This is a genomic window from Pseudochrobactrum lubricantis, assembly GCF_041929865.1.
GTDB classification, from domain to species: Bacteria; Pseudomonadota; Alphaproteobacteria; order Rhizobiales; family Rhizobiaceae; genus Pseudochrobactrum; species Pseudochrobactrum saccharolyticum.
Map to the genome: position 1 here is coordinate 222,085 of NZ_JBHEEE010000002.1, position 17,631 is coordinate 239,715.

The following is a 17,631-nucleotide window of genomic DNA, read 5'->3' on the forward strand; positions in this document are numbered from 1 at the left end:
AAAGAATAACAGGAACTAAGCACTGCATTTCTTGTGTAATGCGATGTGTTAAAGTGCCGATACCGACCTGAAGGGCATTCACCCGATGCTGATGTTATTAGCCAATGCTGCGGATCATCTGTCGTTTTTCAACGTATTCCGCTATATTACTTTCCGCACCGGCGGTGCACTGATTACATCAGCTTTGCTGGTCTTCTTACTTGGGCCACGCATTATTGACAGTCTGCGCGTGCGGCAGGGGCGCGGTCAGCCGATCCGTGCTGACGGCCCGCAGACTCACTTCAAAAAAGCCGGTACGCCGACCATGGGCGGGTTGATGATCCTGTTCGGAACATTGGCTTCGGTCATGCTCTGGGGCAATCTCAAAAGCGTTTATGTCTGGGTTGTGTTGCTGGTAACAATCAGCTTCGGTGCTATCGGTTTCTACGATGACTATCTGAAGGTGACAAAACAGTCGGATAAAGGTTTTTCCGGCAAGGCGCGTCTCGGGCTTGAGTTCATCATTGCTGCAATTGCTGCCTATGTCATCATGCGCACCGGTCAGGAGCCGTTTTCGTCTTCGCTGACATTCCCGTTCCTGAAAGGCATGTTGCTGGATCTGAGCTGGTTCTTCATTCCTTTTGCCGCTTTTGTCATGGTTGGTTCCGGTAATGCGGTCAACTTTACCGATGGTCTTGATGGTTTGGCGATTGTACCGGTGATGGTTGCCGCGGCTTCTTTCGGATTTATTGCTTATCTGTCGGGTAACGCGATTTTTGCGGATTACCTGCAAATCCATTTTGTGCCGGGCACCGGTGAGCTGGCTGTTATTCTCGGCGCGGTTATTGGTGCCGGTCTGGGTTTCCTCTGGTTCAACGCTCCGCCTGCCGCGATCTTTATGGGTGATACCGGTTCGCTTGCGCTGGGCGGTATGCTGGGTGCGGTTGCGGTTGCGACCAAGCACGAAATCGTGCTGGCAATCATCGGCGGCCTGTTCGTTATGGAAGCACTGTCGGTGATTATTCAGGTTGGCTGGTTCAAACTGACCGGCAAGCGTGTGTTCCTGATGGCACCTATCCATCACCATTTCGAGAAAAAAGGCTGGACTGAGAGTCAGGTGGTTATCCGCTTCTGGATCATTGCGATTATTCTGGCGATGATCGGTCTTTCAACGCTGAAACTGCGTTAAATAAATTGTAAAACACACGTAATCCGAATGGTTTTGTTAACCATTCGGATTAAATTATATATTGAATATTATTGTCGACTGGCGGCCTGATTATGATCCCGACACTGACCCTCAAAGATAAAGCCGTTGCACTGTTTGGCCTTGGCGGTTCCGGTATTGCAACAGCTAAGGCTATGATCGCCGGTGGCGTGAAGGTTGTGGCATGGGATGACAATCCGGACAGTGTTGCCCGTGCGGTAGCGGAAGGCATTCTCACACAGAATTTGCGCGAAGCAGACTGGTCGGGCTTCAGTGCATTTATCCTCTCTCCCGGCGTGCCGCTGACCCATCCGCAGCCACATTGGAGCGCGGAACTGGCACATCAGGTGCAGGTGCCGGTTATCGGTGATGTCGAGCTGTTCTGCCGTGAGCGCAATGCAGCGCTGGCTGCAGGCGATGATGTGCCATTTGTCGCCATTACCGGCACCAATGGCAAATCTACCACGACTGCGTTGATTGCCCATATTATCAAAGCCTCAGGCCGTGATATGCAACTCGGCGGCAATATCGGTACTGCTGTATTGTCGCTTGAAGTACCGGCAGATGGCCGTAATTATGTGGTTGAGTGTTCGTCTTATCAGATTGATTTGGCACCTTCACTCAATCCGACAGCGGGTATTTTACTGAACCTGACGCCCGATCACCTCGACCGTCACGGCACGATGGAAAATTATGCCGCCATTAAAGAACGTCTGGTTGCAGGCAGTGATACGGCGATTGTCGCCATTGATGATGCTTATTGTGTTGCCATTGCTGACAGGTTGGAAAAAGCTGGCAAAAAGCTGATCCGTTTTTCCAAAGATCAGGTTTTGCAGGACGGTTATTATGCGCAGGGCGCACAGATTTATCGCGCACAGAATGGCAAGACCGAATTGCTGTTGTCGCTGGAGGGCATCGGTTCTCTGCGCGGTGCGCATAATGCACAAAATGCTTTGGCCGCAATCATCGCCTGCCTGACTGTCGGTCTGAGCCTTGATGAAATCCGTGCCGGTCTGCGCAGTTTTCCGGGGCTTGCTCATCGTATGGAGCAGGTCGGCCATCAAGGCAAAACCCTGTTTATCAATGATTCAAAGGCAACCAATGCGGAAGCAACTGCGCCTGCGCTGTCGTCTTTCCCGCAACTTTACTGGATTGCGGGCGGCCTGCCGAAGAGCGGTGGCATTGAAAGTCTGCGCATCTTCTTCCCGCGCATTACCAAAGCCTATCTGATCGGTGAAGCGGCGGCACAATTCGCGGCTACGCTTGGCAATGATGTGCCGTTTGAAATCAGCCATACGCTGGATGCCGCGATTGATCATGCAGCCTTGGATGCGGCACAGGATGCGGCTGATGAGCCGGTTGTGCTGTTGTCTCCGGCCTGTGCCAGTTTTGACCAGTTTCCGAATTTTGAAAAACGCGGCGCAGCATTCCGCGATAAAGTTATGACGCTGCAGGGATTTGCACCGATCGGGAGGGCAGACTGATGGTTAGCCGCGTAGATAGAGGCCCTGTCGCCAATTGGTGGTGGACGATTGACCGTTATTTTCTGGCTGCCTGTCTGGCACTGATGGGGCTTGGCATTTTGCTGTCCTATGCCGCCAGTCCTGCGGTGGCAGAACGTATTGGTCTGGACAGTTTTCACTTTGTTGAACGCCAGATCTTTTTCATGATCCCTGCGTTGATCGCTATGATCGGTACGTCATTTCTCAGCCCGCGTCTGGTGCGCCGTTTTGCATTGGCTCTGCTTGGGATTTCGCTGTTGCTGATGGTTGTAGCTCTGTTTTTCGGGATTGAAGTCAAAGGTGCGCGGCGCTGGGTATCGCTGGCCGGAGTTTCCATCCAGCCATCCGAGTTTATGAAACCGGCCTTTATCGTGATTTGTGCATGGTTGTTCTCGGAGCGGGAACGTAACACTGATATGCCGGGTACATTACTGGCAATATTGCTATCTGGTGTGGTTATTGCTTTGTTGATGGCGCAGCCGGATTTTGGTCAAACAATGCTGACAGCCGGTAGCTGGGGCGCTATGTTCTTTCTGGCGGGCATGTCGTGGATGTGGATTGTCGTCTTTGGCGGCGGTGCGGTTGTGCTTGGTTTGGGTGCCTATACATTGCTGCCGCACGTGGCGGGGCGTATTGACCGCTTTATGACCGGTGAAGGTGACACGTTTCAGGTTGATACCGGCCGCGAAGCGATTATCAGCGGCGGCTGGTTCGGGCAGGGGCCGGGTGAAGGGACGATCAAACGTATTATCCCAGACAGCCATACGGACTTTATTTTCTCGGTGGCTGCGGAAGAATACGGCATTATCCTGTGTATTCTGATTATGCTGCTATTCGCCTTTATCGTTATTCGCGGGCTTGTTGTTGCCATGAGAGAGCGTGATGCTTTCTCGCGTCTGGCCATTTCCGGTATTGTGATTTTGTTCGGCTTCCAGTCGATCATCAATATGGCTGTGAACCTGCATCTGATGCCTGCCAAGGGGATGACCTTGCCGTTTATTTCCTATGGCGGTTCATCGCTGGTTGCGATTGCAATTACGATGGGTTTCCTGCTGGCGCTGACACGTCAAAATCCTGAGCGCCGTATGTCTGCCTCGCTGAAAGGCGCAGGCGAACGTATTCCTGTGCTTTAAATTATAAGACGAATTGCGCAGTTCCGGCGATGATTGTTCGGGACTGCTTGTTTAAAAAATACAGAACGGATGATGATGACAAAAGGTGTTATCGTTTTGGCAGCGGGTGGTACCGGCGGGCATTTATTTCCTGCTGAAGCGCTCGCGCATGAGCTGGCAAATGACGGTTATGATGTACATCTGGTAACGGATAAACGTGCGCAGCGTTTTGTTTCCGGTTTTGATGAAAACCATGTCCATGTCGTGCGTTCCGCAACCATTGCCGGTAAAAATCCGATTGCACTGGCGAAGACATTTTACAGCCTGTGGCAGGGCAATCTCGATTGCCGCAAGCTTTTCCGCCGTCTGAACCCAAAACTGGTTGTTGGTTTCGGTGGCTATCCGACCCTGCCGCCGCTCTATGCGGCATCGCGCATGAATATTCCGACCATTATCCATGAGCAGAATGCGGTGATGGGACGTGCCAATAAAGGCCTGTCCGCCCGCGTGACAGCGATCGCCGGTGGTTTCTTGTCTGCGGATAGCGGTGTGCATGCAGCTAAAACCGTGCAGACTGGTAATCCGGTGCGCCCGAGTGTTATGGCGCAGACCAATGTTGCTTATAAGCCTTCTGCAGAGCCGGATGTTTTCCGCTTGCTGGTGTTTGGCGGCAGTCAGGGCGCGCAATATTTTTCTACCGTGGTGCCTGCCGCGATTGCTCTGCTTGAGATTGACGAGCGTGAAAGACTGTTTGTCACTCAGCAGGCACGCCCTGAAGATGAAGTGATTTGCCGTAAAGCTTATGAGAAGCTGGGCGTTAAAGCGCAGGTCGCGCCATTTTTTGGCAATCTGCCGGAGATGATGGCGCAGGCGCATTTCGTTCTCTCCCGCTCAGGCGCTTCTACCGTTTCTGAAATTGCAGCGATTGGCCGTCCGAGCCTGCTGGTGCCGTTTCCGTTCGCGCTCGATCACGATCAGGCTGCCAATGCTGAGGCGCTGGCAAAGGCCGGTGGCGGCGAGGTTATCCGTCAGGCAGAACTGAAACCGGAAAAACTGGCAAAAATCCTGATTGCAGCGCTGAATGAGCCGCAACGGCTGGCAGATATGGCAGCACGGGCAAAAAGTTCCGGCCGTCCTGATGCAACACGGTTGCTTGCTGATCTTGTCGAGGCTATTGCAGCAGGATTGTCTGTTTCTGATTATAAGCAAGGAAAACGCGTATGAAAATGCCTCTGAATATTGGTCTGGTTCATTTTATCGGGATCGGCGGCATTGGCATGAGCGGCATTGCGGAAGTGCTGCATAATCTGGGCTATAAAGTTCAGGGCTCAGATCAGGCTGACAGCGCCAATGTGCAGCGTCTGCGTGACAAGGGCATTGAGGTTTTTGTCGGTCATAAAGCTGAAAATATCGGCAAGGCTGATGTGGTTGTTGTCTCTACTGCTATCCGTCCGAATAATCCGGAACTGGTAGAAGCGCGGGAAAATCTGCTGCCGATCGTGCGCCGTGCGGAAATGCTGGCCGAGTTGATGCGTTTCCGTCAGGCAATTGCCATCGGCGGTACCCATGGCAAAACCACCACGACCTCGATGGTTGCAACGCTTCTGGAAGCCGGCCATCTGGACCCGACTGTTATCAATGGCGGCATCATCAATGCCTATGGCACCAATGCCCGTATGGGTGAGGGTGAGTGGATGGTGGTTGAGGCCGACGAGAGCGACGGTACTTTCCTCAAATTACCTGCTGATATTGCGGTTATTACCAATATTGATCCTGAGCATCTCGACCATTACGGCTCGTTCGATAATGTACGCGCGGCTTTCCGTCAGTTTGTTGAGAATGTGCCATTCTATGGTTTCGGCGTTATGTGCCTTGACCATCCGGAAGTGCAGGCACTTGTCAGCCGTATCGAAGACCGCCGCGTGATCACCTATGGTGAGAATCCGCAGGCCGATGTGCGTTTCTCCAATCACCGTATGGATGGTGCCGTTTCGGTGTTTGATGTCGTAATCCGCGATCGCAAGGGCGAAGTCGTTGAGATCAAAGATCTGCGTCTGCCGATGCCGGGTCGTCATAATGTGTCCAATGCGACTGCGGCTATTGCTGTGGCGCATGAGCTTGGTCTGACTGCCGATGATATCCGCAAAGGTCTGTCGGGCTTTGGTGGTGTGAAGCGTCGCTTCACCCATACCGGTTCGTGGAACGGCGTTGAAATCTTTGACGATTACGGCCACCATCCGGTGGAAATCAAAGCTGTGCTGAGAGCTGCCCGCGAAGCCGCGCCGAAGCGCGTGATTGCGATTGCCCAGCCGCATCGCTTTACGCGTCTGGCGAGCCTGTTCGACGATTTCTCCACCTGCTTCAATGATGCGGATACAGTGATGATTGCGCCGGTTTATACCGCTGGTGAAGATCCGATTGAGGGCGTGACATCGGAAGCCTTGGTCAGCAAGATCAAAACTGCCGGTCACCGCGATGCACGCTATCTGGAAGACCCTGCGCATTTGCCTGAAGCTATTAAAGCACTGGCACAGGAAGGCGATTTTGTCGTGTTCCTCGGTGCCGGTAATATCACGCAATGGGCATATGCATTGCCTAAGCAATTAGGTGGTACAAGCGCAGCCTGAGTGTCCGATCCAAAAGTCGCCCGACTTGGCTGCAAATGGCAATTTTCTCCGCTTCCGTACTCACGTACAATATGTACGCTCCGTTCGGATGCTCTAAAATCACCATTTTCGCTTGCGTCTGCCGCTTTTTGATTCAGACACTGAAATGTAGCGGACTTAAAAAAATACCGGTACGGGTCAGGGATAATGCCTTGATCCTGCCGCCTTTCTCCTGACCTTATCCGAATTGTTGCGATGCTTATAATCCGGAAAATTTGAAGTCCGGATCGATTTAAGAGAGATGGTTGAAAATGGCTGTAAAGCTTGATGGTGAAGCGCTGTTAAAGCAGCTTGAAAAACCTTTGTCCGGTATTCGCGGACGTCTGACGCCAAATTCCGGCATGGATAAGATCACATGGTTTCGTGCCGGTGGCCCTGCTGAAGTTCTGTTTCAGCCTGCAGATGAAGATGATCTGGCAGAATTCCTGAAAAATGTGCCGGAAGAAATTCCGGTGATGACTGTCGGGATCGGCTCGAACCTGCTGGTGCGTGAAGGCGGCATTCCCGGCTTTGTGGTGCGTTTGTCTGCCAAAGGCTTTGGCGAGGTCGAGCGTGTATCCGATACGCGTCTGCGTGCCGGTACGGCAACACCTGACAAGCGTGTGGCTGCGGCTGCGCTTGAAGCTGAAATTGCCGGTTTCCATTTCTATCACGGTATTCCGGGCGGTATCGGCGGTGCATTGCGCATGAATGCCGGTGCCAATGGTGTTGAAACCTGTGAGCGTGTTGTCGAAGTGCGCGCGCTCGACCGTAAAGGTCATCTGCATATTCTGAGTAATGCGGATATGGGCTATGCCTATCGCCATTGTTCCGCGCCGAAAGATCTGATTTTCACCAGTGCGCTATTTGAAGGACCGCGCGGCGAAGCGGCTGCAATCCGCGCTGCCATGGATGAAGTGCAGAGCCATCGTGAGACTGTGCAGCCGATCCGCGAGAAGACCGGTGGCTCAACCTTCAAAAATCCTGAAGGCACATCTTCGTGGAAAGAGATCGATAAAGCCGGTTGCCGTGGTTTCACTGTCGGCGGTGCGCATATGTCGAATATGCACTGCAATTTCATGATTAATGGCGATAATGCCACCGGTTATGATCTGGAGCTGCTGGGCGAGACTGTGCGCAATAAAGTGCGTGCGAATTCCGGTATCAATCTCCATTGGGAAATCCGCCGTCTCGGCCAGTTCCTCGAAGGGCGCGAAGTCACCGAATTTCTCGATTAATCTTTTGCGCTTTTGCATTGGTCGTTCTGTTTTAGGGAAGGCCGCTGAAGTTCTGTAAAGTCACCGCTGTTTTCTCTGATTTGGGAGGGCAGCGGTGATTTGTTTTTGAGGGGGCGTTTTACGCGGTTTTGCGGGTGATTTGCCCCTGTCAAGAGTCCTGTCTTTGCATTTTGCTAAAATAAATTTCCGCACAAACTAATTATCAAAAAACCATAATAAATCAGTAGTTTCACCCGAATCTGATTCGGATCTTGCAGTCGTAATTTTTTGTAAGGGCTTGCCATAGAATCAACTCTCTGATTCTTATAGTGAACAAGCGTTAGTGATTTGGGTCGGCAAGTTAATTTTGCCTTGGGGTTCTGCGGAAATCTTCCGCCGGAACGCTGTATGATTGTCTGAATTTTGGTTCAGTTTTTTGATTATGCGGCGTGCCAGGGAATATTTTTAATGTGTTTTGCGTGTCTGTTCGACATGCGGCTCAGCTCCGGCGGGCTCAGAGTTTTTTGTTTTATGTGTATCAGCGTTGCTGGCAGAGGGGACATGGTTAAAATGACAGGTAAACATGTTGCTGTCTTGATGGGCGGGTTTTCATCGGAGCGTCCGGTCAGTCTTTCCTCGGGTGCTGCCTGCGCCAAAGCGCTTGAAGAGCAGGGCTATCGTGTGACGCGTGTTGATGTCGGCCGCGATGTGGCTGCTGTGCTTGCTGAATTGAAGCCTGATGTTGCGTTTAACGCATTGCACGGTCCTTTTGGTGAAGACGGTGCCATTCAGGGTATTCTCGAATATCTGCAAATTCCTTACACGCATTCCGGTGTGCTGGCCTCGGCGCTGGCAATGGATAAAGGTCGCGCCAAGCTTGTTGCCGGTGCTGCCGGTGTGGCTATTGCACCATCGCGCGTGATGAATCGTTTTGATATCGGTAATCAGCATCCGATGCAGCCGCCTTATGTGGTGAAGCCGGTGCGTGAAGGTTCCAGCTTCGGCGTGGTGATCGTGCGCGAAGGGCAGAGTGCTCCGCCGCAGATTCTCGGCTCGGATGAATGGAAATACGGCGATGAGGTTATGGTCGAGCGCTATGTCGCCGGACGTGAATTAACCTGCGCTGTGATGGGCGATCGTGCCCTTGGTGTGTGTGAGATCATTCCGCTGGCACATTCCTTCTACGATTATGACTCAAAATATGCAGATGGTGGCTCGCGGCATGAATGTCCTGCGAAAATTTCACCAAATATTTACCAAAAAATACAAATAATGGCACTTCAGGCACATCAGGCAATCGGGTGTCGCGGCGTGAGTCGTTCCGATTTCCGTTTTGATGAGAACGGCTCCGGTGACGGTGAGCTGATCTGGCTTGAAGTGAATACGCAGCCGGGCATGACGCCGACCTCTCTGGTGCCGGATATTGCCAAGGCTGAAGGGTATTCATTCGGTGAGTTGTTGAGCTGGATGGTGGAGGATGCCTCGTGCATGCGATAAAGGCGAGATCTGACAGAAGTAATCGTGATGCGATGATGTCCCGTACATCACTTTCGCACGGTGGTGCTTTTGTTCTTCCGCGTTTTCTGCGCAAGCCTTTCCGTATTGCCTCGCGCCTGTTCGGCGGCGGGGTAAATGTTCCGCGTTATGCGGGCACTTTCGGCATGATCGGTTTTCTGAGTGCGACCGGTATTTACGGTATGGTCATCGGTAACCATACGCATGAGGTTGTGAAAGCAACGGCATCAACTTTCGGTTTTGCAATCGAGAAGGTGAGCGTTGCCGGTAATAATGAAACCTCTGAAATTGATATTCTTGAAAAGCTAGGACTGGACGGAGAGACATCTCTGATCGGTTTCAATGCGGATGAGGCACGTCAGGCGATTGAAACATTGCCTTGGGTCGCCGGTGTTGAAATCCGCAAAGTCTATCCGGGTTCTGTTGTGGTTTCTCTGCAGGAGCGTAAGGCATTTGCAGTCTGGCAGTCCGGCCGTGATTTGCTGCTGGTGGATGAAGAAGGCAAGCCGATCGTTCCGCTGAACGGTTCCCGTTATGCTTCGCTGCCGCTGGTGGTGGGCGAAGGTGCGCAGAAGCGCGGCAAGGCTTTTATTGAAACAGTTGCAGCCTATCCTGATCTGGCCGCCAAAGTGCGTGCCTATGCGCGGGTTTCTGACCGCCGCTGGGATTTGCTGTTTGATAATGGTGTGCGGGTTTTGTTGCCTGAGCAGGATGTAAAACGCGCTCTGGCAGAGGTTGAAACCCTGCAGCGGACTAAAAATATTCTTGGTCGGGATATTCTCAGCCTCGACATGCGTCTGGATGACCGTGTGACTGTACAGCTCACACCGACCGGCATGGAAAGCCGTGAGAAAATGCTGAAAGACCGTGAAAAAGCTGCCAAAGCGGCAGCGGGTAGGCGCGTATGAGTATCTGGTCTGCAAAAAACACTTCCGGTTCTTCCTCTTCAGGTCGCCGCACGCGGCTTCTGACAGTGCTTGATGTCGGATCGAGCAAGGTTTCCTGTGTGATTGCGCGTCTGCGCCCGCGGGATGAAAGTGCGTTTCTGCCGGGTCGTACGCATCGTATGGATGTGCTGGGTATCGGCTATCAGAAATCCCGCGGCGTTAAGTCCGGTGTGGTGATTGATCTGGATGCGGCCGAGCAGTCGATCCGTCTGGCTGTTGATGCGGCTGAACGTATGGCCGGTCTGACCGTTGAATCGCTGATCGTCAATATTTCTTCCGGTCGCCTGAAAAGCGAAACCTTCAATGCGAGCATTGATCTCGGCGGCCATGAAGTAGAGAAAACCGATATTCGCCGTGTGCTTGCTGCCGGTGCCAAACAGGCGCTGCAGGCTGAGCGTCATCTGGTTCACTCGCTGCCGATTGGTTACACGCTCGACAGTGAACGCGGTATCCGCGATCCGATGGGGATGCTGGGCGATTCACTCGGCGTTGATATGCATGTACTGACCGCAGACAGCGCACCTTTGCGCAATCTCGAATTGTGCATCAATCGCTGCCATCTCTCTGTTGAAGCGATTGTCGCCACCCCTTATGCGAGCGGTCTGGCGGCTCTGGTGGATGATGAAGCGGAAATGGGCGCGGCCTGTATTGATATGGGCGGCGGCACCACAACGATTTCCGTATTCTCGGAAGGCAAATTTATTCATGCTGACGCCATTGCCATTGGCGGTATGCATGTAACAATGGATGTGGCACGCGGGTTCTCCACCCGTATGGAAGATGCTGAACGTCTCAAGGTTATGTATGGCTCGGCGCTGCCAAGCGCTGCCGATGACCGCGATCTGATCAGCGTTCCGCCGATCGGCGATGACGATCGTGATGTGCCGAACCAGTATCCGCGTTCAGTTCTCACCCGTATCATTCGTGCCCGTGTTGAAGAAACACTGGAGTTGGTTCGTGACCGGCTGAATGCTTCGGGGCTGGGCCATATTGTCGGTAAGCGTGTTGTGTTGACAGGTGGCGCAAGCCAGCTGACCGGTATGCCGGAAGTTGCCCGCCGTATTCTGGCGCGCAATGTCCGTATCGGGCGGCCGTTAGGAATTGCGGGATTGCCGGAAGCTGCAAAAGGTTCGGCATTCTCGGCAACAGTAGGCCTGCTGATTTATCCGCAGGTAGCAGGCATTGAAGAACGGTCTGTTCGTGCTGCCTCCGGTGGTCGTCTTATCGGCTCCGGCGGACGTATTTCACGGGTCGGCCAATGGCTGAAAACAAGTTTTTAGTAAGAAGGTGCTGCAGCTTTCCTGAGGAGTAAAATTGAAGGAAAGCAGTTTTGAAACAAGGGTTTGAGATTTTTCATTTCTGACCCGATTACACTCTGGGCTTTTTGCCAAATCATGGTAAATGACCGGATAATTTCAAAATGATAACGCGGTTCCTTCCGGGGTATGCGTACAAAAAATAAATCAGAATACGGCACCGCGGCGGCGAAGCGGTGAAAGGCAAAAGGAACGAAACTGATGACAATCAATCTGCAAAAGCCGGATATCACCGAGCTGAAGCCGCGCATCACCGTTTTCGGTGTGGGCGGGGGTGGCGGTAACGCTGTCAACAACATGATTAACGCCGGTTTGCGTGGCGTAAATTTTGTTGTGGCCAATACCGACGCCCAGGCTCTGACTATGTCCAAGTCTGAACGTATTATTCAGCTCGGTGCAGCTGTGACCGAAGGTCTGGGTGCAGGTTCGCAGCCGGAAGTCGGCCGCGCAGCCGCTGAAGAGTGCATTGATGAAATCATCGATCACCTGAACGGCACACATATGTGCTTTGTAACCGCCGGTATGGGCGGTGGTACAGGTACCGGTGCCGCGCCGGTTGTTGCCCGTGCAGCGCGCGAAAAAGGTATTCTGACCGTTGGTGTTGTCACCAAACCTTTCCACTTCGAAGGCCAGCGCCGCATGAAAACGGCTGATATGGGTATCGAAGAACTGCAGAAGAATGTCGATACTCTGATCGTCATTCCGAACCAGAACCTGTTCCGTATTGCCAATGACAAAACCACTTTTGCCGACGCTTTTGCGATGGCCGATCAGGTGCTGTATTCCGGTGTTGCCTGCATCACCGACCTGATGGTTAAAGAAGGTCTTATCAATCTTGACTTTGCTGACGTTCGCTCGGTTATGCGCGAAATGGGCAAGGCCATGATGGGCACCGGTGAAGCCTCCGGCGATGGTCGTGCGATTGCCGCTGCTGAAGCCGCTATTGCTAACCCGCTGCTGGATGAAACCTCCATGCGCGGTGCGCGCGGCCTGCTGATCTCGATCACAGGTGGCCGTGACATGACACTGTTTGAAGTTGACGAAGCTGCTACCCGTATCCGTGAAGAAGTCGATCAGGATGCTATGATCATTCTCGGCGCGACCTTCGATGAAGGTCTCGAAGGTGTGATCCGTGTTTCTGTCGTTGCTACCGGAATCGATAAGCAGATCGGAGACGCGGCGCCTGCGCCGCTGGAATTTCGCCAGCCAGCGAAACCAGTAGCTAAACCAGCTCCGCAGCCAGCCGCTCAGGCTCCTGTTCAGCAGCCTGTTGCTCAGGCTAAACCTGTTGAACACGCCGCTCCGGCTCAGCAGTCCCTGCATCTGGGTGAAGGTGAGCAGCGCTCCTATGCGCCGCCAGCCGCTACCAATGATGCTGCTTTCCAGCCGCAGAGCCGTATTTTTCAGGCACCTGCACCAGACATGATGGAAATGCGTCAACAGCCAGCCGCTCCGCGCCCGCAGATGCAGGCTCCGGTTCAGCCGCAGATGCAGCAGCCAGCGCATAATCTGGCACCTCAGCCGCAGTTCCAGCCGCAGCAGCACATGGATCCGGCTCTGGCTCCGCAGCAGCCGCGTCAGGCTCCGCGTATGCCAAGCGTATCGGACTTTCCTCCGGCTGTTCAGGCGGAAATGAATGCCCGTCGCGCACCGGCTCCGCAGCCGGCACAGCAGGCACATGAAGAACGCGGCCCGCTTGGTCTGCTGCGTCGTCTGACTGCCAGCCTGTCCCGTCGTGATGACGAACAGCCGACTGCCCGTCTGGAACCGGCTCAGAAACGTGAAATGCCAGCCGCTCCGATGCAGGCTCGTGCCCCTGAACAGCGTCGTCCGCTGTCGCAGGATGCCTCGATCTATGCACCGCGCAACGGTCAGCTTGACAGTCAGGGTCGTGCACAGCCGCGCATGGCTTCTGAAGATGATCAGCTTGAAATTCCGGCGTTCCTTCGCCGTCAGGCCAACTGATCTGATAAAATACCTTTTGCTTAAATTTCACCGCGTTCTCATCAGGGACGCGGTGTTTTTTTGTTTTAAGGCTGGTGTTTTATCGGGAAACAAGATTGAGCCTTGAGGCTGTGCGTCCTATATGAAACTGGCAGATAAGACAGGAAACAGGATTGTTATGAAAACTATGCAGCAAACAATAGCCGGTTCATTCCCGCTCTCGGGATTTGGTGTGCATGGCGGCAAACCTGTTACGCTGGATATCAGTCCGGCGCCTGTGAACCACGGTATTGTTTTTATTCGTCACAATAGTGAGGGGCGGCGTGAGAGTATTCCTGCATTGTCTGCCTCGCTTGGTTCGACAACGCTGAATACGTCTATCGGTTCGGCTGATTTCGGTGTCAGCACGATTGAACATTTGATGGCAGCGATTGCAGCGCTTGGCATTGATAATCTGACTATTGCAATTGACGGCCCTGAAGTGCCGATCCTCGGTGGCGGTTCGGCTGAATTTATCAGTGCATTCCGCAAGGCCGGATTAGTGAAGCAGGATGCCCCGCGTCAGTATCTGACTATTTTGAAACCCGTGCGTGTGGAAGACGGACAAAATTGGGCAGAGTTTACACCGCATAACGGTACCCGCTATGAGGTGGAAATTGATTTTCCGGTAGCCTCTATCGGCCGTCAGTCTTTCAGCTTTGATCTTGATGCGGATGTTTTTGAGCGTGAAATTGCTAAAGCACGCACCTTCGGCTTCATGCGTGATGTAGAAAAACTGCGCTCAATGGGGCTGGCGCTTGGCTCGTCGCTGGAAAATTCTATTGCTATCGGCGATGAGGGCGAGGTGCTTAATCCTGACGGATTGTATTATCCGGACGAATTCGTGCGTCATAAATTGCTGGATTCTGTCGGTGATCTGGCATTGGCAGGTTATCCGTTTTGTGGCCTGTTCCGCTCCTATCGCGGCGGTCATAAGCTGAATGCGCTTCTGGTGAAGACATTGCTGGAAAAACCGGATCACTATCGGCTGGAAAGCTGAGTTTTTGTTATCTGAAGAACACAGCACACAACTATAAATGATAATCAGGACAAATTACTCAATGATTCTTTGAGAGTCTGTTCTGTCAGCCTTAATTGAGCCGCGAACACATGCAGTGTGATGGCGGTTTGTAAGAGAATTTGCTGTTTTATGACTGTACGGGTTGAAAAAGTCGTGTCTGGCAGGCATTGCAGTCTCGAAGCAGTGCGAATAAACTTGTATTAACATTGCCGATTGTTCTCAGCTATGGTTTATGAACCCTCTGACACAGGAATGATTTGCCCATGATTTGTGTTGCCGAAACACCGGAGACAGCATGACGATTTCTAAATTCCCAGATACTGCAGCCAATGTTACTGGTGCTGAGGGTTCTCAAATTCGTAAAATGACCAAGCTGGCTATGGCGACCAGTGCTGTCGTGCTGACAATGGCGCTTGCAGGTTGTGCCTCCGGTGACAAAGATGTTGACCTGTCCAAATATGTCGAGAGCATTGATCCGGCTGACAAGCTTTATAATGAAGGTCTTGCCAATCTCGAAGCCGGACGTCTGGACGAAGCGTCGAAGAAATTCGCCGCTGTTGACCGTCAGCATCCTTACACAGAATATGCGCGTAAATCGCTGGTGATGTCCGCATTCACCAATTACCGCAAAGGTAATTATGAAGAAGCCATTTCAATGGCCAAGCGCTACAACACGCTTTATCCGACTTCGGACGAATCCGCTTATGCCTATTACATCATCGGCCTGAGCTATTTCCGTCAGATTCCGGATGTTACGCGCGATCAGGCGGCAAGCCGCCGTGCGATTGCTGCGATGCAGGAAGTTGTCGATCGTTTCCCGAAATCGGAATATGTTGAAGACGCCAAGACCAAGATCCGCTTTGCCCGCGACCAGCTCGCCGGTAAGGATATGCAGGTTGGCCGTTACTATCTTGAGCGCAAGGAATATCTCGGCGCGATCAAGCGTTTCCGCAATGTGGTTGAGGAATATTCCAACACCCGTCAGGTGGAAGAAGCGCTGGCTCGTCTGACCGAGGCTTATTTTGCACTGGGTCTGACCTCTGAAGCGCAGACTGCTGCTGCGGTTCTGGGTAAGAACTTCCCGGACAGCCCTTGGTATAAAGATTCCTATAAGCTCTTGCAGGGTGGTGGTCTTGAGCCGCGTGAAAACACCGGTTCGTGGCTTTCCAAAGCATCTTCGCTCATCACTGGCGGCGCTTAATGAAAAAAGAGCAAGTTGTGATTACAAGATAATTTCAGCCTGCTCTGCTTTATTGTTTCCCCGCATTTATACGATGCCCAATGTGGCCATTTGACTGTAAAATGCTATAAAAGGCAGCCATGCTAGCGCAACTGTCGATCCGCGATATTGTCCTGATTGAGAAACTCGATATCGAGTTTCAAAAAGGTCTGTCTGTCCTCACCGGTGAAACCGGTGCGGGTAAATCTATTTTGCTCGACAGTTTGTCTCTGGCGCTTGGTGCCAGAGGCGATGCTTCCCTTGTGCGCCATGGAGCGGAGCAGGGGCAGGTGACGGCGGTGTTTGATGTCGGCATCAATCATCCCGCCCGTAATTTCCTCAAAGATAATGAAATCAATGATGACGGCGACATTATTCTGCGACGCGTGCAGAATAGTGACGGCCGTTCGCGTGTTTTCATCAATGATCAGGCGGCAAGCGTTGGCTTGCTGCGTGAACTTGGTCGTCATTTGGTGGAGATTCATGGTCAGCATGATGACCGTGCGCTGATCGACACAGATTTGCACCGCACATTGCTGGATGCTTTTGGCGGGCTGGACGGGCAGACTTTGCAGCTGCGTCGCTTGTACAAGCAATGGCGCGACAGTGAGAGTGCTCTGGTCAAGCATCGCGCTAAAGTGGAAGCCGCAGCGCGTGAGGCGGATTATTTGCGCGCCTCGGCTGAAGAGCTTGATAAGCTCAATCCGCAAGAAGACGAAGAAGATGAGCTGGCTGAAAAGCGCTCCATCATGATGAAGTCCGAGAAGATTGCGACAGATGTGAGCGAAGCCAATGATCTGCTGTCCGGTCATGAATCGCCGGTGCCGACTTTGGCCGCATTGGTGCGCCGTCTTGAACGCAAAATGCCGGAAGCACCGCATCTGCTGGAGCCGGTGATTAAAGCGATTGACGAGGCGCTGGATCGCCTAGGTGATGCGCAGAGCGGTATTGATACGGCAATGCGCGAGATTGATTTTGATCCGCGTGTGCTGGAGACAGTGGAAGAGCGTTTGTTTGCACTGCGTGCAGCTTCGCGTAAATTCTCAGTGCCGGTGGCCAATCTGGCTGCATTGCGCGACAAGATGGATGCGGATTTGCAGGATCTTGATGCCGGAGCGGAAAAGCTGGAGCAGCTGGAGAAGCAGGCTCAGGAAAACCGTGCAATCTACGATGCGGCGGCGTCTGCATTGTCGGCAGAGCGCGCACAGGTTGCGCAGTCGCTGACGCAGGCTGTGATGCAGGAATTGCCGGCGCTGAAGCTGGAGCGTGCGGAATTTATCGTCAATATCGAAACCGATGCGGAAAACCGCAGTGCTGAAGGTATTGATGTTGTTGAATATTGGGTGCGTACCAACCCGGGAACACGCGCAGGGCCAATGATGAAAGTGGCCTCGGGCGGTGAATTGTCCCGTTTCCTGCTGGCGCTCAAAGTTGCTCTTGCTGATCGCGGCTCGGCACCAACACTGGTATTCGACGAAATTGATACGGGCGTGGGCGGTGCAGTGGCTGATGCGATCGGCCAGCGTCTCGCACGACTGTCCTCCAATGTGCAGGTACTGTCTGTCACCCATGCGCCGCAGGTGGCAGCACGTGCGACAACGCATTTCCTGATCGCCAAGGCGCAAGGGGAGAGCGAACAGATGCGCACCTCTATCCGCACCATGGAAGTGGCCGAGCGTCAGGAAGAAATAGCGCGTATGCTCGCCGGTGCCAGTGTGACTGATGAAGCCCGTGCTGCCGCAGAACGATTGCTGCGGGAAAACTCGTAGCATTCAAACTATTTTAAATATGGGGTGTTGAGGCTATTTTCATTAACGGCCTGTGTACGTTTTTTTGCTATTTTTAACTGAATTTTTAATGCTGTAAGTGAGTTTTTTGATATGGTTCATCGAGATAGTGAACATACTGATGAACATAGAAACGTGTCAGATGAGCTAAACTATAACCAAAAGGTTGGCTTGATCGCGA

General features: G+C 52.8%; 13 protein-coding genes. All 13 read left to right on the top strand.

The genetic code is table 11. The features are described from left to right. The first annotated feature begins 85 nt into the window (after positions 1-85). The 13 genes from mraY (at position 86) to recN (ending at position 17,432) form a co-directional block, all read left to right on the top strand. Positions 86-1,168 (top strand): phospho-N-acetylmuramoyl-pentapeptide-transferase, encoded by a 1,083-nt coding sequence (mraY, locus tag JNC80_RS05530; protein ID WP_022711362.1) that lies wholly within the window; start codon positions 86-88, stop codon positions 1,166-1,168. Between the two features lie 92 nt (positions 1,169-1,260). Next, a complete protein-coding gene (gene murD, locus JNC80_RS05535; protein WP_376709891.1) occupies positions 1,261-2,670 on the top strand; it encodes a UDP-N-acetylmuramoyl-L-alanine--D-glutamate ligase in 1,410 nt (469 codons plus the stop codon). Next, positions 2,670-3,821 carry a putative lipid II flippase FtsW gene (ftsW, locus tag JNC80_RS05540; RefSeq protein ID WP_376709735.1) on the top strand — a complete coding sequence of 384 codons (1,152 nt, stop codon included), beginning with the start codon at positions 2,670-2,672 and terminating at the stop codon, positions 3,819-3,821. The genes murD and ftsW overlap by 1 nt, the downstream gene beginning before the upstream one ends. 75 nt (positions 3,822-3,896) lie before the next feature. After that, a complete protein-coding gene (gene murG, locus JNC80_RS05545) occupies positions 3,897-5,024 on the top strand; it encodes an undecaprenyldiphospho-muramoylpentapeptide beta-N-acetylglucosaminyltransferase (protein WP_376709736.1) in 1,128 nt (375 codons plus the stop codon). Then, positions 5,021-6,427, top strand: coding sequence for a UDP-N-acetylmuramate--L-alanine ligase (gene murC, locus JNC80_RS05550; RefSeq protein WP_151159847.1), 1,407 nt, complete (start codon positions 5,021-5,023; stop codon positions 6,425-6,427). Before murG ends, murC begins: the two co-directional genes overlap by 4 nt. Positions 6,428-6,717: 290 nt before the next feature. Beyond that, complete coding sequence (gene murB / locus JNC80_RS05555; RefSeq protein ID WP_376709737.1) at positions 6,718-7,683, top strand: UDP-N-acetylmuramate dehydrogenase; 966 nt, start codon at positions 6,718-6,720, stop codon at positions 7,681-7,683. 549 nt (positions 7,684-8,232) lie between these two features. Next, positions 8,233-9,159, top strand: coding sequence for a D-alanine--D-alanine ligase (locus JNC80_RS05560; RefSeq protein WP_075656396.1), 927 nt, complete (start codon positions 8,233-8,235; stop codon positions 9,157-9,159). Then, positions 9,147-10,085, top strand: coding sequence for a cell division protein FtsQ/DivIB (locus tag JNC80_RS05565; protein ID WP_370627075.1), 939 nt, complete (start codon positions 9,147-9,149; stop codon positions 10,083-10,085). The genes JNC80_RS05560 and JNC80_RS05565 overlap by 13 nt, the downstream gene beginning before the upstream one ends. Continuing rightward, on the top strand, positions 10,082-11,404 hold the full coding sequence (gene ftsA / locus JNC80_RS05570; protein ID WP_022711371.1) for a cell division protein FtsA: 1,323 nt from the start codon (positions 10,082-10,084) through the stop codon (positions 11,402-11,404). Before JNC80_RS05565 ends, ftsA begins: the two co-directional genes overlap by 4 nt. A gap of 237 nt (positions 11,405-11,641) precedes the next feature. After that, the gene (gene ftsZ / locus JNC80_RS05575; protein ID WP_075656143.1) at positions 11,642-13,405 is read left to right on the top strand and encodes a cell division protein FtsZ; all 1,764 of its coding nucleotides are present in this window, start codon (positions 11,642-11,644) and stop codon (positions 13,403-13,405) included. Positions 13,406-13,562: 157 nt separating this feature from the next. After that, positions 13,563-14,423: a UDP-3-O-acyl-N-acetylglucosamine deacetylase gene (gene lpxC, locus JNC80_RS05580; protein WP_376709739.1), complete on the top strand. Its 861-nt coding sequence runs from the start codon at positions 13,563-13,565 to the stop codon at positions 14,421-14,423. A 385-nt stretch (positions 14,424-14,808) separates the two neighbouring features. Further along, positions 14,809-15,645: an outer membrane protein assembly factor BamD gene (locus JNC80_RS05585; RefSeq protein ID WP_051139041.1), complete on the top strand. Its 837-nt coding sequence runs from the start codon at positions 14,809-14,811 to the stop codon at positions 15,643-15,645. A gap of 119 nt (positions 15,646-15,764) precedes the next feature. Beyond that, positions 15,765-17,432, top strand: a complete 1,668-nt coding sequence (gene recN, locus JNC80_RS05590) for a DNA repair protein RecN (protein WP_376709740.1) — start codon at positions 15,765-15,767, stop codon at positions 17,430-17,432. Positions 17,433-17,631: the final 199 nt, after the last annotated feature.